General features: G+C 53.4%; 21 protein-coding genes, 1 tRNA gene and 1 pseudogene. 18 read left to right on the top strand and 5 right to left on the bottom strand.

Annotated features, from left to right (window positions below; translation table 11 throughout):
- Positions 1-26 precede the first annotated feature (26 nt).
- The 14 genes and pseudogenes from AC3WMT_RS02125 (at position 27) to AC3WMT_RS02060 (ending at position 13617) form a co-directional block, all read left to right on the top strand.
- Positions 27-4691 (top strand): RHS repeat-associated core domain-containing protein, encoded by a 4665-nt coding sequence (locus AC3WMT_RS02125; RefSeq protein WP_256583445.1) that lies wholly within the window; start codon positions 27-29, stop codon positions 4689-4691.
- Between the two features lies 1 nt (position 4692).
- Complete coding sequence (locus AC3WMT_RS02120; protein WP_103302275.1) at positions 4693-5325, top strand: hypothetical protein; 633 nt, start codon at positions 4693-4695, stop codon at positions 5323-5325.
- Between the two features lie 251 nt (positions 5326-5576).
- Complete coding sequence (locus AC3WMT_RS02115) at positions 5577-6005, top strand: NTF2 fold immunity protein (protein WP_103302274.1); 429 nt, start codon at positions 5577-5579, stop codon at positions 6003-6005.
- Positions 6006-6220: 215 nt separating this feature from the next.
- Positions 6221-6814 (top strand): DUF1963 domain-containing protein, encoded by a 594-nt coding sequence (locus AC3WMT_RS02110; RefSeq protein ID WP_146041213.1) that lies wholly within the window; start codon positions 6221-6223, stop codon positions 6812-6814.
- A gap of 242 nt (positions 6815-7056) precedes the next feature.
- Complete coding sequence (locus AC3WMT_RS02105) at positions 7057-7623, top strand: suppressor of fused domain protein (RefSeq protein WP_158249161.1); 567 nt, start codon at positions 7057-7059, stop codon at positions 7621-7623.
- An 83-nt stretch (positions 7624-7706) separates the two neighbouring features.
- Positions 7707-8441: a hypothetical protein gene (locus AC3WMT_RS02100; protein WP_103302272.1), complete on the top strand. Its 735-nt coding sequence runs from the start codon at positions 7707-7709 to the stop codon at positions 8439-8441.
- 145 nt (positions 8442-8586) lie between these two features.
- Positions 8587-9213, top strand: coding sequence for a hypothetical protein (locus tag AC3WMT_RS02095; RefSeq protein WP_146041212.1), 627 nt, complete (start codon positions 8587-8589; stop codon positions 9211-9213).
- Positions 9214-9395: 182 nt separating this feature from the next.
- The gene (locus AC3WMT_RS02090) at positions 9396-9851 is read left to right on the top strand and encodes a hypothetical protein (RefSeq protein ID WP_103302270.1); all 456 of its coding nucleotides are present in this window, start codon (positions 9396-9398) and stop codon (positions 9849-9851) included.
- 178 nt (positions 9852-10029) lie between these two features.
- Positions 10030-10386: a hypothetical protein gene (locus tag AC3WMT_RS02085; protein WP_103302465.1), complete on the top strand. Its 357-nt coding sequence runs from the start codon at positions 10030-10032 to the stop codon at positions 10384-10386.
- A gap of 172 nt (positions 10387-10558) precedes the next feature.
- Positions 10559-11155 carry a hypothetical protein gene (locus AC3WMT_RS02080; protein WP_103302269.1) on the top strand — a complete coding sequence of 199 codons (597 nt, stop codon included), beginning with the start codon at positions 10559-10561 and terminating at the stop codon, positions 11153-11155.
- A gap of 88 nt (positions 11156-11243) precedes the next feature.
- A pseudogene (locus AC3WMT_RS02075) lies at positions 11244-11366 on the top strand (GlxA family transcriptional regulator); the annotation flags it as partial.
- A 171-nt stretch (positions 11367-11537) separates the two neighbouring features.
- Complete coding sequence (locus AC3WMT_RS02070; RefSeq protein WP_103302268.1) at positions 11538-12332, top strand: nitrilase-related carbon-nitrogen hydrolase; 795 nt, start codon at positions 11538-11540, stop codon at positions 12330-12332.
- Positions 12333-12777: 445 nt separating this feature from the next.
- Positions 12778-13143: a DUF6124 family protein gene (locus AC3WMT_RS02065; RefSeq protein WP_103302267.1), complete on the top strand. Its 366-nt coding sequence runs from the start codon at positions 12778-12780 to the stop codon at positions 13141-13143.
- A gap of 117 nt (positions 13144-13260) precedes the next feature.
- The gene (locus AC3WMT_RS02060; RefSeq protein WP_103302266.1) at positions 13261-13617 is read left to right on the top strand and encodes a DUF6124 family protein; all 357 of its coding nucleotides are present in this window, start codon (positions 13261-13263) and stop codon (positions 13615-13617) included.
- 213 nt (positions 13618-13830) lie between these two features.
- Here AC3WMT_RS02060 and AC3WMT_RS02055 read toward each other — a convergent pair whose 3' ends face one another.
- A complete protein-coding gene (locus AC3WMT_RS02055) occupies positions 13831-14859 on the bottom strand; it encodes an alpha/beta fold hydrolase (protein WP_103302265.1) in 1029 nt (342 codons plus the stop codon).
- Between the two features lie 318 nt (positions 14860-15177).
- Here AC3WMT_RS02055 and AC3WMT_RS02050 point away from each other — a divergent pair.
- Positions 15178-15252, top strand: a tRNA-Gln gene (locus tag AC3WMT_RS02050).
- Between the two features lie 114 nt (positions 15253-15366).
- On the opposite strand, the gene AC3WMT_RS02045 is transcribed toward AC3WMT_RS02050, so the two are convergent.
- The 3 genes from AC3WMT_RS02045 to gstA all read right to left on the bottom strand — a co-directional run bounded on the left by AC3WMT_RS02045 (position 15367) and on the right by gstA (position 18828).
- Positions 15367-17355 carry a peptidase U32 family protein gene (locus AC3WMT_RS02045; protein WP_103302264.1) on the bottom strand — a complete coding sequence of 663 codons (1989 nt, stop codon included), beginning with the start codon at positions 17353-17355 and terminating at the stop codon, positions 15367-15369.
- A gap of 396 nt (positions 17356-17751) precedes the next feature.
- Positions 17752-18132, bottom strand: coding sequence for a RidA family protein (locus AC3WMT_RS02040; RefSeq protein ID WP_103302263.1), 381 nt, complete (start codon positions 18130-18132; stop codon positions 17752-17754).
- Positions 18133-18216: 84 nt separating this feature from the next.
- A complete protein-coding gene (gstA, locus tag AC3WMT_RS02035) occupies positions 18217-18828 on the bottom strand; it encodes a glutathione transferase GstA (protein WP_103302464.1) in 612 nt (203 codons plus the stop codon).
- A 109-nt stretch (positions 18829-18937) separates the two neighbouring features.
- Here gstA and AC3WMT_RS02030 point away from each other — a divergent pair, with 109 nt between their 5' ends.
- Together AC3WMT_RS02030 and AC3WMT_RS02025 are read left to right on the top strand one after the other, a co-directional pair.
- Positions 18938-19846, top strand: coding sequence for a transcriptional regulator GcvA (locus AC3WMT_RS02030; RefSeq protein WP_177431345.1), 909 nt, complete (start codon positions 18938-18940; stop codon positions 19844-19846).
- A 123-nt stretch (positions 19847-19969) separates the two neighbouring features.
- A complete protein-coding gene (locus AC3WMT_RS02025) occupies positions 19970-20383 on the top strand; it encodes a cupin domain-containing protein (protein ID WP_103302261.1) in 414 nt (137 codons plus the stop codon).
- Positions 20384-20403: 20 nt separating this feature from the next.
- Here AC3WMT_RS02025 and AC3WMT_RS02020 read toward each other — a convergent pair whose 3' ends face one another.
- Positions 20404-20613, bottom strand: a complete 210-nt coding sequence (locus tag AC3WMT_RS02020; RefSeq protein ID WP_103302260.1) for a hypothetical protein — start codon at positions 20611-20613, stop codon at positions 20404-20406.
- Between the two features lie 187 nt (positions 20614-20800).
- On the opposite strand from AC3WMT_RS02020, the gene AC3WMT_RS02015 reads away from it, so the two are divergent.
- Positions 20801-21466: a TIGR02466 family protein gene (locus AC3WMT_RS02015; protein ID WP_103302259.1), complete on the top strand. Its 666-nt coding sequence runs from the start codon at positions 20801-20803 to the stop codon at positions 21464-21466.
- Positions 21467-21485 lie beyond the last annotated feature (19 nt).

Genomic DNA, 21485 nt, shown 5'->3' with positions numbered 1-21485 from the left:
TTTTTTTGGCGGGTGAGATGCTGTGAATGACCACTGAAACTGCTGTCGCAAAACGTGAGCCCCAAGTCGCCATCGTTCCACTCAATGCCATCGATATTCAGGACGTCGCCAGCAGTGCGGCGACCTTCGATGCCTGGCTGCAATCGGCCACGGATGGTGTGGTCACGCTTGACCGAATCAAAAATTACGCGGGCTTCGTGCCGGTGGTGGGCAACATCATGGCGCTGGTCGATGCGCTGGGTGACATCGTCACCTTGTCGAACGCCAAGCAACGCGACTTGCTCGCGTGGGCCAGCCTTGGCATCAACCTGATCGGCGTTTTGCCGTTGCCGCCGGCGATGGCAGCGGCGCGCATGACCCTGCGCCCGACGCTGTTTCTGGTACGCCAGGAGATGAAGGCCACCAGCAAATTGTTGCTCAGCACCTCCGTCATTGAGGTGCTTGTCGGACACCTTAACGCTTCGATTGTCGGCACGCTGGACGATTTTGTTGAACAGGCCAAAGGCAAGTTGCCCGGCATCCTCGCGGACGCTGGCAAGCTCGGTGAAGACGTCATCAACGAGATTGCCAAAGGCATCGAAGCGGTGGCTTTCGGCAATCTGGATGCCAAAGGTGATTTGAATGCGGCGAGCGCTCAGGCGAGCGCTGCAGTCGACCAATTCAAGAATGATCCGCTGGCCTCATTCAGCAATGTATTCGGGGCTGCCGCGAGTGCTTATAAAGCGGCTGGCAAGGGCCTGGCCAACAGCGTGGCGCAGAACCTGGTGCCCGACGACTTCAAAAAAACCGTTTCCGACGAAACCAAAAAACTGCGTGCGATGGGGCCTGAGCTGCGCACCCAACTGAGCAAGCTCGACGATGAATCGGTGCAGAACTCCATCGGCTGGCTGCTGCTGATCCTCTCCAGTGCCGTGACCCTGTGGCGCAAGCGCAATGCTCATGGCCAGAGCACCGCGGTCCATCCAGATAAAACCGGTCAGGCAAAGCACACGGCGTCCGATGGTCAATTGGGATCCAGTGGTCAACAGGCTCCGGCGAAAGGCGCGCCCGAGCCGAAGAAAAACTGCGCCTGTTCCAGTACCGATCACAGCATTAATTTCGCCTTGGGTTCGGAAAGCCTCAGCCATACCGATTTCAGCCTGCCCGGCCCATTTCCGGTCGAGTGGACACGCACTTACAACTCACGCCTCGATGCCTACGATCAGAGCGAACTCGGCGCTCGCTGGATCAACGAATTCACCACGCGTTTCGACTGCGTGGACGATGGCCTGACGTTCTACGGCGCCGATGGTCGCGACCACAGCTATCCGCTGCCAAAGGTCGGTCTGTTCCATTACGACGCCATTGAAAACATCACCCTGGTTCGCAGTAGTGAAGACCAGCTGCTGTTATGCCGTGGTTTCGAGCGCAAGGAAACCTACGTCCGCCGTGGCCAGCGTTATGTGCTGACCAACATTTCCCTGCGAAACGGCGCCGGGATCATGTTGCATTACGAGCATCGCCACGGCGAACACTCGGTGCTCTCTGACCTGATCACCTATCAGGAAAACGACTTCAGCAAAGTGCATCTGCACCTCGGCACGATGATCGACGATCACGGCCGGCTGATCGGCTTGTGGGAAATCGTTGACGGCGAGCCGCTGCGACAGCTTTGCGCCTACCAGTACGACGCCTATGGCGATCTGATTCAGGCACAAGACGAGAACGGCGCAGTCTGGTCGTATCAGTACCAACATCACCTGATCACCCGTTACACCGACCGCACCGGACGCGGCATGAATCTGCAGTGGGATGGCTCGGGCGCCAAGGCCAAAGCCGTGCGCGAATGGGCGGACGACGGCAGCTTCGACACGCGTCTGGAATGGGATGAAAACATTCGTCTGACCTACGTCACCGATGCGCTCGGTAACGAGACCTGGCACTACTACGACATCCTTGGCTACACCTATCGCATTCGCTACGCCGATGAACGTTCGGAATGGTTCTTCCGCGACGACGCGAAAAACATCGTGCGCCGCGTCAATGCCGACGGCAGCACCGATCGTTACAGCTACGACGAGCGCAGCAACCTGCTCGAGCACATCCGCGCCGATCACACGGCGATGCACTACGCCTACGACGATCAGGATCTGCTGATCAAAATCCGCGATGCCGAGGGTGGTCAGTGGCAGCGTGCCTATGACGACCAGGGCAATCTGGTCGAAGCGCTCGATCCGCTCGGCAACAAAACCGAATACGCCTACAACAAATCCGGCCAGCCCACCGCGATCAAGGACGCCAACGGCAACGAAAAAACTCTCGACTACAACGACGCTGGGCAACTGGTCGAGTACGTCGATTGCTCGGGCAAGACCAGCGCCTGGCAATACAACGAACTGGGGCAGATGGTCTGCTTCACCGACGCTGCCGGCAACGCCACCGAATACGAATACAAGGCTGGCCACCTGGTGCTGATCAAGCACCCGGACAAGACCGAAGAGCGCTTTGATCGTGACGCCGAAGGTCGCTTGTTGGCCCATGTCGATGGTCTTGATCGCTGCACCACGTGGAGCTACAGCGCAGCCGGCATGATCGCCGAACGCGTCGATGCCGCCGAGCAGACCCTGCGCTATCGCTGGGACCGCCTCGGGCGGTTAACAGCCCTGGAAAACGAAAACGAACAACGCGCGCACTTCCACTACGACCCGGTCGGACGCCTGCTGGAAGAAAGCGGCTTTGATGGTCGCAGCACACGTTATCAGTACGACCCTTTAACGGGGCGCTTGGCCCAATCGATCAATGGCCAGCGCGTCATCTCGGTAAGTTTCGACCCGATGGGCCGTTTGACTGAGCGTCGCGCCACCTTGGGCGACCAGTCGCAAAGCGAAACCTTCGCTTACGACGGCAACGGCAACATGGTGCTCGCGGACAACGCCGACAGCCGCCTGCAATGGTTCCACGACCCGGCCGGCAATCTGCTGCGCGAACACCAGCATTACCTCGGACTGGAAAAACCTACGGTCGCGATCTGGCAGCACGAGTACGACGTGCTCAACCAACGAGTTGCCACCGTGCGCCCCGACGGCCACCGCGTCAGTTGGCTAACCTACGGCAGCGGTCACCTGCTCGGCCTGCGCCTGGACGACCACGAACTGATCGGCTACGAACGCGATGACCTGCACCGCGAGGTCGCCCGCCATCAAGGCAACCACCTGCTGCAAACTCAAAGCTGGGACCCGGCCGGGCGCCTCCAAGAGCAACTGCTGGGCCGCAGCGACGACAAATCCACACTGCTCAAACGCGAATACACCTACGACGCCGCGGGCCAACTCACCGACATCAACGACAGCCGTCGTGGCCCACTCGCCTATCGCTACGATCCCGTCGGCCGATTGCTCAGCGCCACCACACGCCAAGGCGTGGAAACCTTCGCCTTCGACCCGGCCGGCAACCTGCTCGACGACAAAGCGACAGAGATTCGCCGCCCACTGGACCTGACCCCACCGCGCAGCAAACTGGTCGACAACCTGCTGCGCGAATACGCCGGCACGCATTACGACTACGACGAACGCGGCAATCAGATCCAGCGCTGGCACAACGGCCAACGCAGCGATCTGCGTTGGGACCTGTTTGATCGACTGGTGCATTTCGAAGACCCGCGCCTGAGCGTGGATTTCGCCTACGACGCACTGGGACGCCGCCTGCACAAAAACTCCCGTGCGCACTACAAACAGCGGCCTGAAGCAGGTTCCCTCTGGAACAGAAACGAACACGCGCGCAAACAGCGGGAGCTGGGCTGCGGCTTCACCTTATACGGCTGGGATGGCGATAAACTCGCCTGGGAAAGCAGCCCGGCGCAGAGCGATGGCGAGCCGGGCCGCACGGTGCACTACGTCTTCGAATCGGGGACTTTTGTCCCTGTCGCTCAGGCTGTACGGCATGCGCCGATCAATCTGATTGGGCTGCCGGATTACAGCGGTGAATACAGTCTTGATGAAGATCCAGTCTGGAATCACAAGGCAACGGCATTACCGTTTGATGCGTTGGCCTGGTATCAGTGCGATCACCTCGGCACGCCGCAGGAACTGACGGATTCACAAGGCAATATGGCGTGGACCGCGCAGTACAAGGCGTGGGGGCGGGTGACGGAGCGGCACTCTGAATGGGCGCGGCAGCATGGGGTGGTGAACCCGATCAGATTCCAGGGGCAGTATCACGATCATGAGACAGGGCTGCATTACAACCGGTATCGGTACTATGATCCGGCTGTGGGGCGGTTTATCAGCCACGACCCGATACGTTATGAGGGCGGGCTAAACCTTTATCGATATGCACCTAATCCGGTAGAGTGGATCGATCCGCTCGGTTTGAATACAGTCATTGCTACGAATAACCGTAGGAGTGCAATGAAGAAAGCACAACAACATGCTCAGGTTCCTAGAGTGAGTAAGGGCGGAGAAGATATTCCAATTAGTCGGCTAAATGATGATAGTCGTGGAGTGAATTACGCCTGCCTGAAAAAACGAGGTGTTACTACTCTCGGTCGCGTGAGTAGCGATGGGAAGTCAGAGGTGTTTGACCACCCAGATGGTCACCCTGAGATGATCGGAGATGGTCACCCGGAGCATCATGAGAGCCCGCATGTTCATGCTACGAACAAAAAGGGAGAAAAAATAGTATTTACCTATCCAGCAGGACGTTCAGGACGCTAGCATGAAGCACTATAAAATTTTATGTTACAAATCAGAATTTCATGAATTTAAAAAGAAATCAAATGATTACATAAGAGAAATGCCTGCAAAAGAGCATGATCAGTTTTCGCTATTGATGGCCATCGGCCCAGAAGGTGCTGTTGGTTTTGATACAACGCCCCAAGGTTGTACTGCGATAAGCTCTCTTGTCTCCAAATGCTATATGGTTGACCTGTGCAGGCTAAATATCCAGGCACCACAAGAAAAATATACAGGCCACATGCCTCGACTCCTATTTCGAGATAAGAATGGCGAGTTTGAGAAGCTGCGTAACGAACACATAAAATATGAAAATGACGTCAAGAAATATAAAATACTTTCAAGACATGGGTGCGCGGACAAACCTACCGCTTCGACACTAGCCAGTCTTTTACAAGACAAGAGCCTATCGATAATAAATAAGGACCTATACGACGCCTTACAAGAAGCCTGCCATTATATACTGACCCCGGTTGTATCTGGCGAGCATGGGCGTGACGCATTCATTGTTTTTTCAAACAATCTAGATTTTTTCTTCAACGAATTCCAATCAATAGTTGGTGATTCTGGCGAAATCACTTTCGTTGACAGCACATCTAAGCTTGTATATGACTAAAAACTACCGTAAGACTTAGACGTTTGAGGCAGGCGCGTGTCTGACATTTCAGATTCAGTCTCGGCGGAGCGAGGTGTTGACGTTCATATATGATCCAACGCCTGATACTTCTCTCTTGATTCATGTCGTCAAGTCTCTTGCTTGATTTGCTGTTGCAAGAAAGACTTTCTTCAAGGCACTGAAGTGAAAGTTTTTCGGAACGTTGGGCTAAACCACAACCTCATTCGTGCGATTGTTAATCGGAGCGTTTAATGTCACCTAGTGAGCGATTACAAGATTTTCTTCTGAAGATGTATGAGTGGGAGGTTGGGTTTCATGCCGAGAAGCGAAGCGATGCATATAGGGCTGATTCGGAATACCGAACTAATGCGAATGAAGTAGCAAGGAAGCGGCTAGTAGCGATATTCTCCAAAAGTCTGAGTATGAAAGCTTCAGTCGCGCTTGGATCAGCAAGGCTCGATACATTAGGTGCCGGACAGCCTCCGGAGTATGAGCAGACCATTTTGACCGATACCGAAGAACAGCTGGATAAGGCAACGAATATTCAGGCAGTCAGGAAAAAAGGACTGAAACAACGTTATCGATACACGGTGATTGTAGAGCGTGATGAACCGAAAATTGATGAGGTTAGCGTTTGGCGCGCTAGCAGTGAAAAGTGGGAACGTCGCCATGCGATTTAGCAATCATCCCGTATCCGAAGAAAATCACTTGTACACGAGATGAAGTAGGTTGGTGCTTGGTGAAAATAGGATCTTCGTTAACCAGGTAGTTGCCGAAACATATATATTTTAGGTCGCCAACCCTCTATTGCGCTTTCTCGGGCTAGAGCAAAGAATAAAGGTAAAAGGTTTCTTTGCTGGCTGTCCTTGTCCATGCAATTAAAGAAGAATTATCGATGTTCAATGAGCTGGTTTTTTCGAATGGTAACACTGACAAAATGTGTCCATTTTTTGGCGGTAACCCTTACCTGCCCGAGTCGATCGCTTGGCCGACCGACTCAACTGGCGCACCTTTGTTACATTTAGCGAGTCTTCCGGCAGTGTTTATCAACCGCTACATTCCGCAGGTGCAAATAAGCAAAGAAATCGTGATTTCGATTTTTACACCGTACTCGGTATCCTCGGACTCCTACATCAACATGGCGATGAACGAAGGCGGCAGAGTTCTAGCGTACAGACCTTCCGATCGCCAAGTGGATGGTTATGGGAAACCAATTTCTCCCTCACTACTAATTACTGCAATCGAAAATGCAGGTGAAGATAGCGATGAAAATGGAGTCGCTAAGATCGCCGGCATTCCTGCATGGATTCAAGATGATGAGAGTCGAGATAACTTGACTTATGTTCTTCAGATCAATAATTCTCGGCTTAATAAAGCGGCACCTAGCCATAAGAGTATTTTTGTCGGTGGTGTGGGGTATCTTTTATTGAAGAGCAATATTGTCGGTGAAGATTTGTTGGCGGGAGAGTTTGTAATTCAAACCTCGTGAAAGGACTGTCTCTGTTAGCTTTTAAATGGCGTCGTATTTATTGTTGACGTTATTAGTGGATTAGGCTTTTCAGGTTCTGTCTTGAGTTCGGATGGTCCGCTGATGGTCATGGGCTTACCATCCCGAACTTTTAATATAATGGGTTTCCCGGACCGCGCGAGTCGAAAAGAGGTTCTCGACAATTATTCGGCGGGCGTCATTCTAAAATGCCCATTCTGCAACCGCAGAGAAGGAAATCGAAAATGAGCATTGTTGAGCACATTGAGAAAAATTTTGGAAAAATTTCAAAAGGATGGAGTTTTTCTGAAGATGCGCATCCCTATCAAATCGTTGAGTGTCGGGATGGGAGTGTAGAGGGTGTCGTATCATTCTGCACATTAGGACTTTCGAATGTAGGACTTAAGTCCGCCGTTTCCCCACAAATAATATTTCATGAGCTATTGCTATCTGTTGATCAGCATGAGGTTCCAAAGAACGCGGTAGCAATAGTGAAACAGTTTGCAGACGATGCACTTGCTTCGAATTATGCATTATTGAATAATCAATTGGTCCAAAGGGAAGGAGTTGTTTTTGAGAATCACCTTTTTTCCGCCGTATGGGTCAAGCCCCCAGTTTTTTTTGGAGATGAATCTTTTTCTCATGAAGGTGTTGGCAGGGATGATGTCAGCTGTATTTTTGCGTGGCTTGTTCCGATATTTGATTCTGAGCTTGGTTATATAAAAGATAACGGGGCTGATGCCTTTGAGGCGCTACTTGAGAATTCGTCTGTCGATGTGTTTTCTCTAAGTCGAAAAAGTGTTGTGGATTAGCTCTGCGAGGGAGGTGTGAATGCTTTATCAGTTGTTATCAACACCAGGAAGGCTCGGCTCCTATGTGTTCAGCAGGTCGCTAAATGAATTTTGATCACGTTATATTTATTGCAAGCACGGACTGTTTTTCTGGAGAACTACTTGGTGAACGGTTTGCTGCAAATCTAGATGATATAAAATATGCCGCAAGAGCAGAAACCCTTGAGATAATGAAGGGAGGGTCAGATTATTATTATGATGCAGACTTTTCTGAAGTTAGAGTCGCCAAGACGAAAAACGATTTTCTTCAGAGGCTTGCAGTTCTGAAGGATTCCGGTTTTATCCTCAGTAAATTTTCCGAGCTTTACGAAGTTACCAGTAAACAAATATTAAACGAAAACGCCAATTCGATTAGGCTTATAAAGAATGTATCTATTCGGCTGTATTGGTTGAACGTCGATGAATTTCAGATTGAAGTATCTGACGCTCTGATCGAAGCAGTGATGCAGGTCCAAAATCTGGAGTTGCCTCTCGAGGCAGAAACAGATCTTGATTGGGACGACATTGATGAGTTGTGGAAGGAGGCTTCAACTGATTGGGATAAGTATATGAAGGGCATAATGTCGGATGTTCCTGATGCGCTTTGTGGGAGTTTCAATGAGCTTTATAACTCTCCGCTGTCTTTAAGTCATTTATATCTGTGGAGGGATAAATTGCCGTCAAATCAATTCTTGACCTTGATTCAGGCTATTGAAGATGAAGCTTTTCTGGAAATGGAGAAAATAAACAAGGATTACGCACTGCTGGTCAGGCCTGCCATGAAGCAATTTTACGAATGATGTATCTGGTGGAGTTTTTAAGGGGCAGATCACGTTTTTAATACTATTTAAATCCAGTCTGTCTTTGATAGATTCCAGTATTCCACATGTTCATGCAAAGAACAGAAAAAGTGAGTTGAGAATATTCATTTGTCCGGGGGGTAGTGTGAAGAACTACAAAATTATTTGTTATCGGGCAAAATTCGATACTTTCAAAAAGTTCACTAGCAGTCGTATTAGGAGTATCCCGGGAGGAATTGATGACGATTTCGCACTGCTAGCCTCTGTAGATCAAAATGGTTCCATTGGTTTCGATAAAACTACACAGGGCGTCGCGGCGATTAAGTCGTTAATTGCCAAATGTTACTACATTGATATTAATGGAAAACTGCAATCGCCATCAAATAAAGAGCTTCCTTATATGCCGCTCTTTATGTTTAGAGATAAAGAAGGGGAGCTCGAGCGCGCAGTGAATGCGCATAGACGATACGAAATAGATGTCAAAAAATATGAAATACTCTCAAGGCATCGAAGCGTGGAAAAACCTACGCCTCCTATACTGACTGTTTTTTTGCAGAATGATGAGTTGTCCATATGCCAAGATGTATACAGTTTTTTCAAAAATACCTGCCAATATGTCGCGATCGCGAAAATTTCAGGCGAATATGGACATGGCGCGTTTGATGTTTTTTCTGGTGACTTAAGTTGTTTTTTTGACGAGTTTGGCGGTATTGCTGGAGAGTTCGCAGAGTGGATAATGGTTGATGATCCATCTAAACTTCCAATTTATTAATTTGAAAAAAATCTTTTTCTCGAAGTCGCCTTCTGAAATTCGGGCAAGTAGTCGCAGAATACGATTTTTGCTTCCTGTCCTTTTTATTTTTGCATCATTTTTCATTATATAAATCTGTCACCTTTAACGAAGTGGAAGAGCTGGAGTGAAGGTAAAAACAGACGGCGCAGGACATATATTTCATGAGTAAGAATAAATATCAAATAGATGAAGATGTCTATCCGATCGCCTGGCGTTTCAATGCTCTGGACTGCCTATTATCTGATAGTGATAAGAAAAGGATAGTCTTGTTTGGGACTCTGGAATCACAACGACTGTGGGATACGTTCATTCCAGTTAAAGACTTGATGGGGCTGGATAACAATGCTTTCAAACTGCAAGAGAAGGTTGCTTTGGACTTTGAATGTAAGTCTGAGCCTTTAAAATTCTTTGTGGAACGACTGAGCTTTCCTGATTTCATATGGTTTTTTTGGGGGCGGTCCTCGGCAGGAATTGTCCCGCGTGAAGTTTTTTTAAAATCCTGGAATGATTTTTTTTACCCTTCTGATGAAAATTCATTACTGCTAATTCCCAAGAGTTCGAAAGTCATTTTCTCATTTGATGATATGTTTTTTTACGGTGACCTACTCAAAATCTGATCAGCTATGGTGCTGCCCCTCGTGTAGATCTAGCCGAGCCTACAGTTCCAAAGTCATGCAAGGGAAAAGGAGAAAAGGTTGATCCCGACTCTAAACTGAAAGAGTGGGCGAGTACCAGAGAGAATCCCCCACTGACCAATGGCGTACTGAAATCGATTATCCACAGGGTGACAAAATAATGAGTGAGCGACAGGAAATACTTGACGTTCTTGATAAGTTTTTAGGCGATATTCACGAAGAGGCTTCGAGACGTCTAGGCATAGTACTAAAAAGAAATTATGGTCACTACGAGTATTCGGGCGATAAATTCAGCGCCTATGTCACGTTTCTTCCTGGTGAAGTAGAACTTGTATTCGATGGAGAGGAGATTGATGCCGGGAATTTTATTGTTTACTTGGATTTGTGTACTTCCGGTGGAGAAGTGCTTGGTAGGGGCATAGTGTCTGCTAGTGGAAGTTCTGCCGAGATTAGGGTGGTATTGGCCTCTTCTCGTGAATCCGTGATTACACAGTTACTAACGTTCTTGGATAACTGACGTTAATGCTGCAACGGATAAACCCTCTAAACGGCAAATGGACGTTTGGCAACGAGCCGTCCGTCAGTCTCGAATGTCGGCTTCGCAGGCCAGGCGCCTGCGCAAACGCTCTGGCCAATATGTAAATTCGCTTAACTGCTGCTGTGATCAATAAATTAGCGGAGAGATACAGATGTTTAATGAGTTGTTTTTTACCCAAGAAGTGCCTACGAAAGCCGACGCCTATGCTGGCGGAGGAGTCTATCTGCCGAGCGATGTAGTTTGGCCTCACTCGACAGATGGACAGCCACTTACACATCTAATCTCCTTTCCTGGTTCATGGTTTGCAGATGCGCTAATGAATGAAGGTTATTGGATCTCGATTTTTATACCGTACCTGCCGGGAGAGGTGGGCCATTACAGGAAGCTAAGAGCTCTGAATGGAGTGTCTGAAGCTGTTGTTATAGGATATGTCCGATCCAGCGAAGAACGAAAAGGAGCGTCCAATAATTTATTGGATTGTGGAAGAGTTCTACTTTCGTCGAATCCTGACTCTGATGATGATGAAAATTTGGCGTCTAAACTTGATGGCATAGACGCGTGGTTGCAGCCATCCATGTCATCAAATATAGGACGCAGACGGTTATCTATTTATGGTGGGGATATAGACATCTCTCTGCCCAATAACAAAGGTATATTGTCCGATGGTATGGGATATCTTTTTCTGGATGATAATTTTTCAGATAAGAAAGGAACCGGGTGTGGTGCGTTTTTTCTCCAGTTAGGTTAGTTGAAAAGTTTTTAATACAACCATAACGGGTAGCCGTTGCTGCACAACGAGTAACCCGGACTCGGTGAAGCAGGCTGATGATAGCCTGAGCGAGTTGTCGCAGGTGGCAGTGTTGGTTGCATGCGGGTTCGTTTCGCCAAGCCATTTCAGCAAATGCCACAGCTCTTACTTCGGCTATCGCCCATCAAAAGAAAAACGCCTCGTCAAATAACCCTCGCCGTTGCCAGCCCGAGCTCACTTCGGTATTTCCAGGCGGTCGACTGATCTGATGCGAATTGGGTGGCTTGCCTGACATTCGGTAAAGAAATAGTCCAAACTTGACGCCTTCCAAGGGAAGATAATCCCGGGCTCAGATCCCTCCCCAAAATGGTTGTAAGAATTCATGCTGACCGCTTTTTTGCAGTACCCGATTTCATTTGGTGACCCAGCCGCAAATTTCAATAAAATTCGCGATGCGGTTGGCTCGGCACAATTTGATCTCTTGGTAATGCCCGAGCTTTGCACCATCGGCTACTTTCACGACTCGCGTGAGGCATTGTTTCTTCATTCTGAATCGCCGCTCGATGGGCCGACGGCGCAATTCTTACTGCAACTTTCGGCGGAGAAGAATGCAACGCTGATTGCGGGTATCGCCGAGCGTGACGGCGATCAAATCTACAATACGGCGATTGTCGTATCGCGAGGACGCTGGCTGGGCAAGCAACGCAAGTGCCACCTGTCTCGTATAGAAAAGCTGATCTTCACCCCAGGCGATTCATTGGAGTGTTTCGATGACGGATTCTGCCGTTTCGGTGTTCTGACCTGTTTCGACCTTTGGATGCCAGAAGCCGCTCGCCTGTTGGTACGTCAGGGCGCGCAGTTACTGTGTTGTCCAGCCAACTATGGTGGGCCTTGGACAACTCAGCTTGCGCGCATTCGCGCCATGGAAAACGCCACTCCGCTTATCTGTGCCAATCGTACGGGTGTGGAAATGTATGCGGGCGCAGAGGCGACATTCCGAGGTGAAAGCCAGATTGTCGGGCCTATGGGAGAAGTCTGGACTTGCGCCACAGAAGAGACGTCGCTGGGTTTGTCGATAATCGACCCGGCTGCACACGTCCTCAAGGCGAATCCTATGTGCGATGACTTGATGGCAGAGGCAAGCCGCTACGCTTTATCAGGCCCACACTTAAAATGAACTGATGGCAATAACGCGCTCTGGCCCAACTCTGCCAAGGCATCCCAGCACCAGGGCATGCAGGCAGCTTAAACACCATTTCGCGCAGACGTTTAACTTACACGCACTGTTACGCCATAACGGCTACAACACCTTGCGCCGTTGCCTACGCGTACGCCAGAATCCGCCGGCTTACGCGCCTTGAGGCGGGCTGTATCGTTTCCCTGTCACTGCAAAAAAACAGTGATCGGGTTTGGTAGCCCGTTTTCTTGATAGTTGTACCGCGTCACCTTATTGCAGTCTCTTTTTTGAGGCGCAGTTTTATATGGTGGCCATGCGTGGGGCCCTTTCGAGGGCGCCGGGGTTCTCTCTATCTTGACCGGTCTACCAACCCACTCGTGGCCGCCACCCTTCGTTTGGTAGCGAAAGTGACGGCTCCTCAATCTTTAAAGATGGAATGCCAGCTATGTTCAAAGTCACGCCAAACCCGCCAGAAACCGATCCAATCCCCTACGACGCCGCGCTCGAACCTCAAAACATCAAAGAGGCCACAGAACGCGCCATCAACTTCTACCTCAATCCCTCAGCACTGAAGACCTCAATCCCCACCCGCAAAACCGGCAGGATCTACCTCATCGACCCGACGGTGGATGACGAAACGCTGCTCGTCGAGGCGACTGAAACCTTGTCCTCCGCCAGTGACATGGCGCGTGAACTTGCCGACTCGATCGACAGTTCGCAACGCCGAAAGATGCTGATCCTGCAACAGGTGATCATGCTCAGCGAACTGGTGGTCGGTCGAGTCCTGGATAACCAGAGCTTGCCGAACTAGTCGCAACGCAGATGGGTGAGGGGGCTTGCGCCCTCATTGCACAGAAGCGTCCGCGATCGCGACGCTTCACGCCTTCTATCAAAGAACCTCAAACGGTTCTTGTTGGAGTTTCAGCTGATGTCCAAGACACCCGAACCACCGATCACCGATCCGGCGTCGCCGTACGCATCGCCCAATTCACGAAAGCTCCACGAAGCGGCTGAGCGTGCGCTTGATCATTACCTGTTGCCTGCCGCGATCGTGGCCACACCCTATACGCCCAATGCGCTGTTCATGGCCAACCCGCAAGCAGACACTGAGTCGTTGCTGACTAACGCGTGCGGGTCCCTGGCGTCCGCCTCGGTCATGCTCGGCAATTTTGCCGGGGTGCTAGAGGGATCAAATCGCCATACGCTGCTGGGCATTGCGCAAGTGGTCATGTTGGGGGAGCTGGCAGTGAACAAGGCGTTGGATCTTGTTGTGCCGATCGAGTGATCGCGCACGTTAGTCGGGGTTGATGGTGTCTGGCCGGGCGTCATCGCGAGCAGGCTCACTCCTACAGGGGGAACGCATTTCAAATGTAGGCCTTCGCCTGCTCGCGATAACGCTAGTTCAGGCAAAGAATCTGCAAAACGTGACCATCCCTCAGGCCTCAATCCCGCCCTCAAATAATCAAGCAGTCAGCCCTTGCGGCTGACTGCTTTTTTTCTACAGGTGATCGGCGTCGATCACAGCTTTCGCAAACGCCTGCGGATCTTCCTGCGGCAAGTTGTGGCCAATCCCACCGTTGATCAAACGGAACTGGTATTTGCCAGTAAAGCGTTTGGCGTAATCCTCGGGCGCCGGGTGCGGTGCGCCGTTGGCGTCGCCTTCAAGGGTGATGGTTGGCACGCTGATCGAGGGCGCGGTGGCCAGTTTTTGTTCCAGTGCTGCGTATTTCGCTTCGCCCTGCACCAGGCCCAGACGCCAGCGATAGTTGAACACGGTGATGTCGACGTGATCCGGGTTCTCCAGCGCTTTGGCAGAGCGGTCGAAGGTGGCGTCGTCGAATTTCCACTGCGGTGACGCCAGTTGCCAGATCAGCTTGGCGAAGTCGTGGGTGTTTTTCTTGTAGCCGTCGCGGCCACGGTCGGTGGCGAAGTAGAACTGATACCACCACTGCAATTCAGCCTTGGGCGGCAGCGGATTCTTGCCGGCGGCTTGATTGCCGATCAGATAACCACTGACCGAGACCAGCGCCTTCACGCGTTCCGGCCATAGCGCCGAGACGATGTCCGCCGAACGTGCGCCCCAGTCATAACCGCCGAGCACCGCCTGCTTGATCTTCAGTGCGTCCATGAAATCGATGACGTCACTGGCCAGCGCTGCCGGTTGACCGTTGCGCAGGGTGTCTTTGGAGAGGAACTGCGTATCGCCATAACCCCGCGCATATGGCATCAGCACGCGGTAACCCTTGGCTGCCAGCAACGGCGCGACCTCGTCGTAGCTGTGAATGTCGTAGGGCCAGCCGTGCAGCAGAATCACCACCGGGCCATCGGCCGGGCCGGTTTCGGCGTAGGCCACGTCGAGCACGCCGGCCTTCACATGTTTCAACGCGCCAAAGGGCGAGGGCGCCGAATAGCTGACCGCTGCAGGTTCAGTGGTTTGTGCCTGAGCCGTGCCAAAAGCGCCGAACAGCGACAGCGCCAGCATCGAAATTCCGAAAGCGGTTTTGCGGGTGTGCAGTACCATCTTCATGGTGACGTCTCCTGTGCGAGCCTTTGGCCAAGGGTTCTGAATGAATCCTTCAAACCTTGGTTGTATTTCAGCGCGGGGACGTATCTGGGCTGTGTCGAAGAGGGGCGTAGTTGAATGGCGATGTATCGCGGCGGGGTTCGTACACAGTGTGATACACACCGCGAAACAGGCTGATCATTGACCTGAATCGGTCAAAAATAATAAGTCGCTGTTTTAAAACAAAAAATATTTCACTTCGCGCTTCACAAAGTAAAAAAACCTTGGTAAATTGCGCCCCGTTCTCACAGCGAACCTCAACGAGGCGCTGGAAAGAGCAGTAGGGGCGTCGCCAAGCGGTAAGGCAGCAGGTTTTGATCCTGCCATGCGTTGGTTCGAATCCAGCCGCCCCTGCCATATTCGAAAAAAACGCCAACTTCGCAAGAAGTTGGCGTTTTTTTATGCCTGCGATTTGGCCAGGCAAAGCGGGGCAAGCGGGTACGGCGCCGAAGCACCGTACCCGCCAACCACTCAGTGCGGTGCGCGCGGGATGGTTTTCATCAGGTCTTCGGGGCTGATGTGGCCGACCACGCTGCCCGGTTGGGGCAGGTTGAGGATGTGGCCTTTCATCTTGCCGATGATGTGCATCTCGCACGGCTTGCAATCGAACTTCAGCGTCAGCACTTCATCGCCGTGAATCAACTGCATCGGCGCCACTTTGGTGCGCACGCCAGTCACGCCTTTGGCTTGTTTCGGGCACAGGTTGAAGGAGAAACGCAGGCAGTGCTTGGTGATCATCACCGGCACTTCGCCTGGCTCTTCGTGCGCTTCGTACGCGGCGTCGATCAGCTTCACGCCGTGACGGTGATAGAAATCGCGCGCCTTCTGGTTGTACACGTTGGCGAGGAACGTCAGGTGCGAATCCGGGTACACCGGCGGCGGGCTGGTTTCAGCTTTACGGCTGCCACGCGGATGCGCGGCAACACGGGCGGCAGTCAGGGCTTCGATCACTTCACGGCGCAGGGATTTAAGCTGCGAGTTGGGGATGAAGAACGCCTGTGGCGCATCGAGTTTGATGTCGGTGGCGTGGTACTGCGTGGTGCCGAGCTGACCAAGCAGATCGCGCAATTGCTCCAGCGCTTGCTCAGGCTTGTTGGCCACACCGAACGGACCGGCGAGGGTGACGCTGGCGCTGATGCCTTCTTCGCTCGTAGCGGTGATTTCCAGCTGTTCTTCGCGCAGACGGGCGAACCAGCTCAGGGCCACACGACGCTCGGAAGAGGTCTTTTGCAGCGCCTGTTGCCAGTTGTGGTCGAGGTTGCGATTGAGCGGGTGGCTCGGACGCAGCTTGAACAGGCCTTCGGGCATTTCGTTCGGCTCGACGCGGTAGCGATAGCGCTTCTCGCCGTCTTCCTCGAACTCGCCTTTTGGCTCGGCGATGTTGGCGCGGAAACCGACCACTTCACGCTTGACCAGCACGTTCAGGCCATCGCCGTTGGACAGCGGTTCGTGGGTCACGACCTGCATGTCACGCTTGCCGACTTTCTCGACGGTGCCCACCGGCAGACCGGTGAAGGTCGGCGAGTCGAAGGCGCCGATGTCGATCTTGCGATCAGTGACGAAGTAGTCGGTGCTGCCACGGTGGAACGTCTTTTCCGGGTCCGGCAGGAAGAAGTGTGCGGTGCGGCCGCTGGAGGCGCGGGCCAGGTCCGGACGATCTTCGAGCACGTCGTCGAGGCGCTGGCGGTAATAGGCCGTGATGTTCTTCACATAGCCCATGTCTTTGTAGCGACCTTCGATCTTGAACGAGCGCACACCGGCTTCGACCAGGGCACGGATGTTGGCGCTCTGGTTGTTGTCTTTCATCGACAGCAGGTGTTTTTCGTAGGCGATCACGCCACCCTTTTCGTCTTTGAGGGTGTACGGCAAACGGCAGGCCTGCGAGCAGTCGCCACGGTTGGCGCTGCGCCCGGTCTGCGCGTGGGAAATGTTGCACTGGCCGGAGAACGCCACGCACAACGCGCCATGAATGAAGAATTCGATGGCGGCGTCGGTTTCGTCGGCGATGGCGCGGATTTCTTGCAGGTTCAGCTCACGGGCCAAAACCAACTGCGAGAAACCGGCCTGATCGAGGAACTTCGCTCGCTCCAGAGTGCGGATGTCGGTCTGCGTCGAGGCGTGCAGCTCGATCGGCGGAATGTCCAGCTCCATCACGCCCAGGTCCTGGACGATCAGCGCGTCGACCCCGGCGTCGTACAACTGATGGATCAGCTTGCGCGCCGGCTCCAGTTCGTTGTCGTGGAGGATGGTATTGATGGTGGTGAAGATGCGCGCGTGATACTTGCGGGCGAATTCCACCAGATCGGCTATCTCGCTCACTTCGTTGCAGGCGTTGTGGCGGGCGCCGAAGCTCGGGCCACCGATGTACACGGCGTCGGCGCCGTGCAGGATCGCCTCACGGGCGATGGCGACATCGCGGGCAGGGCTGAGCAATTCCAGATGATGCTTGGGCAAGGACATAGTTTTTTTAGTCAGGCTGTCACGGTTAGGCGCGCATTGTAGCCGCGAAACGCGCGCCCGGCACGCCTGCGCTGCCCGATGGCCATTGCAGGCCTGATCCTGCTGCTCCTGCCGTGTCTTGTGCCAAGCACAGATGCAATGGACGACACCAAAACCTGTGGGAGCTGGCTTGCCAGCGAAAGCGGAGTATCAGGCGACATCAATGTGTGATGTGCCGACGCCATCGCTGGCAAGCCAGCTCCCACAATGTTTGTACCGCCACAAAACCTTGCGTACGACACCAAAACCTGTGGGAGCTGGCTTGCCAGCGATAGCGGAGTATCAGGCGACATCAATGTGTGATGTGCCTACGCCGTCGCTGGCAAGCCAGCTCCCACAGCGGTTTACAACATCGGGTCAGGCCTTGGCGGCCATTGCGGTGACTTCCACGCGCATGCCGTCAACGGCCAGGGAGGCAACGCCGACCGCCGCACGCACAGGCCACGGCTTGGCGAAGAAGCGCTTGTACACCTCGTTGAATGCCGCGCGGTCAGCCATGTCGGTCAGGTAGATGGTCAGATGCATGACCCGATCCATCGAACTGCCGGCGCGTTCCAGCGCAACCTTCAGTGCTTGCAGGGTGCATTCGCTTTGCTCGGTGATGCCGCCCAGTTCCAGGCTGCCATCAGCCCGGGTCGGGATCTGGGTGGAGACCATGATCCCACCGAAGGTCGCGACGTCGGAGGAAATGGAGTCGGCGTCCGGATCGGGGGTAAAGGTGATGTCTTGGTTAGCCATGCTGATCTCTTGTTCGAGTGAGTAAGGATCGCGCCAGTTTACAGATTCACGGGCGACATGGCCCGTTAAGGCAAACGGCACAGATCAGATCGGCAGTGTGGCTTCTTCTGCTGCAATGGCCGCGCGCACGCTCGGGCGTTCGGCAATGCGCTTGATGTAGGCAGCGAGCGTCGGCCACTGCTCGATGTTGATCTTGAACACCGGCAGCCATTGCAGCACGGTAAACAGATAAGCATCGGCGACACCGAATGTGCCCATCAGGTAATCCTGCGTCGCAAGCGTCTGGCTCAGGTAGTCCAGACGCTTGAACAGGGTGTGTTTGAAGATCGCCTTGACCGCCTGCGGGATCTCGCTGTTAAACAGCGGCGCGCTGCCGCCATGGATTTCACTACTGATGAAATTCAGGTGTTCCTGCAAACGAGTGCGCTCCCAAGTGCCCTGAGCCGGCGCCAATGCGTTCCCGGGAACCTGGTCGGCGAGAAACTGCACAATCGCCGGCCCCTCCGTCAGCACCTCACCGTTATCCAGCGCCAGCGCAGCAACATAGCCCTTGGGATTGATCTCGCGAAAATCGCGGCCATCGGCTGTGCGTTTGCTCTGGTTGTTCACGCGAATCAGTTCAAAGGGCAGGTCGAGTTCCCGCAGCACAATGTGCGGTGACAACGAGCAGGTCATCGGCGCGAAATACAGTTTCATGGCGGTTCCTTGCTGAAAGAAGGCGCCAGAATCCACCGTCGCCGAAGCTTTCGCAAAGGTCATTTCGAGTGGTAGCGTATGACAAAATCTCATGAGCATGGAGCGTCACATGGTGGTCAGGTTGCCTTCTCTCAATGGTTTGAGAGCCTTCGAATGTGCCGCTCGCCATATGAGCTTTACCAAGGCTGCGCAAGAGCTGAACGTCACCCAGACCGCCATCAGTCACCAGATCCGCCGCCTCGAAGAAGAGCTGGGTGTGCCGCTGTTTCTGCGACTCAAGGACGGCCTGGCGCTGAGTGAAAGCGGGCACGCCTACTTGCCGGGTGTACGCTCGGCGTTCCATGAATTGCGCTATTCGACGGAGCAGTTGCTGGCGTCGCGCAACAACGATGTGCTGACCATCAGTACGTTGGTGTCAGTGGCGTCCAAATGGCTATTGCCGCGCCTGCCGGCGTTTCAAAAAGCCTTCCCGGATATCGATGTGCGGGTCAGTGCATCCACCGATCTGGTGGATTTTCGTCAAGGCGGTATTGATGCGGCGATTCGCTATGGTCGAGGTGACTGGAAGGGCTTGCGCGCTGATTTCCTGATGTCCGATGAGGTCTTTCCGGTGTGCAGTCCGGCATTGCTCAGCGGCGCGAAGGCACTGAACACACCCACCGACTTGATCAACCACACGATGCTGCAAGTCAGTGGCATGACCGCCGGCGACTGGAACCTCTGGTTGCGCGCGGCAGGGCAGCCACCTCGACTGGCCGAAGCACCACGGCTGACCTTCGATCTGGCAATGATGGCGGTGCAGGCCGCCGTCGACGGGCAGGGCGTATGCATCGGGCGCTCAACCTATGTGGATGATGATCTGCGGGCGGGCCGACTGGTGGCGCCGTTTGATCTGCGTCTGCAAGACGATCTGGGTTTCTATCTGGTGACGCCGCATGAAACAGCGGACTCGAAGAAAATCGTCGCCCTGAGAACATGGCTGCTGGCAATGCAGCAAAGCAGCGAAACGTTTGTATAAGCGTGTATCAATCCCGGCCGGGGACACACGCCAATAACAAACGGCAGGTTTACGACACATAACCCTTACATGCCTTGCGCAAAGTAGCGGTCACACCACCACTACGTTCGAGAGGGCAACATCATGCGCCGTCCATTATTTCTGGCAACCGCTGCAATACTCGCGTCCCTTACCGGCGTCGCACATGCCGCTCACACACCACCCAAGAGTTGGCAGCAAGGCCTGAGCCGTACGGATCTGGTACGCCAGGACCTCGGCGCCGCCGATCGCGAAGTGATTCAGGCACGGGTCGATTTCGAACCGGGCGTGACCTCGCCACGGCATGCGCATCCCGGTGTCGAGGTGGCGTTCGTGATCAACGGCACCTTCGAATATCAACTGGAGGGCAGGGCGCCCGTGACACTGAAGGCTGGGGATTCGTTGTTTATCCCGGAGGGTGTTGCGCATATCGCCAGAAACATAGGCACTGACAAGGGCTCAGAGTTGGCGACGTATATTGTGAAGAAAGGCGAGCCGTTGTTGATTCTCAAGCCGTAGCACTGCGCTTTTGCGGCGTTTCAATGGAGTGTCGCTGCTCGGCGGCTTTCGCCAATTCTGATCCGGTCGAGCGCCCGGTTTAACGCATCAAGCGCGTCGAGCAGCGCTTTGGCTTCCGCTTCTCGACCATCGCCCCACAGGCGTTCGGCCATTTTGTTCAAGGCCTGGATAGAACGCTCGATGTCAGCGGCGCTTGCGGCCTCTCGGGTGGCTGGCTGTTTCTTGGGCATTCAGAGACTTTCCTGTACGACTGGAGGCTGGCGTTTTAGCACGATGGCGGATTGCGGTGCAGTTGAAAGCATAGTTGCACCATCCGCTATTTAACTTTTTCAACGCTATTTTTAACAAAGGTTTACTTCAGTCTTACAGGGCGCCGCATATAGTTTGTTGTAACGAATGTCCTGTAGAGAATCGCCAATGCCGTCGACTTGTAATCGGGTAGACCCTCAACTGATAAAGATTCGTCGACTGTTCACAACGCCGCTGGCAAGTATTCAGTATCCGGATGCAGAAAAGCTCAACGACGAGCTGAAAACCCTGATCACCCGTCGAATGGCCAAAGATCGCAACGGTGCACAGCGCAGCAATGACGGCGGCTGGCAATCCTCGAGTGATTTCCCGGCGTGGGGTGGGGATGCTTGCAATGCTCTGGTCAGATTTGCCACGGAGTTTGCCGTTCAACTGACAGCGGTGCACAGCGATCAATACGGACTGACCGAGCCCGCTTTTGAATGGAAGCTCAATGCCTGGGCCAACGTCAACGAGGCTGGCCACAGCAATGCACTCCACGGCCATCCCGGTGCGTTCTGGTCAGGGGTGTACTGGGTCGACGATGGCGGCCGCGAGGACGATCCGGACGTTGGCGGTGATCTTGAGTTTATAGATCCACGCGGCATGGTTGCATCGACTTACAATCCTGCGTTGCGCATGAGAGTCGAAGGCTGCATCACTGCGGGTTTCAGCACGACATGTGCGGCCAAAAGCGGGACATTCCTCATGTTCCCGTCGTGGCTGATGCATTCGGTCCAGCGATTTCAAGGGGCCAGACCGCGAATCTCCATTGCGTTCAACTTCGGCGCCTGAGCGGTCAGCCAAAAGTCAC

This window comes from Pseudomonas sp. FW305-7 (assembly GCF_058786735.1).
This window is presented reverse-complemented; position numbering and strand designations above follow the sequence as displayed.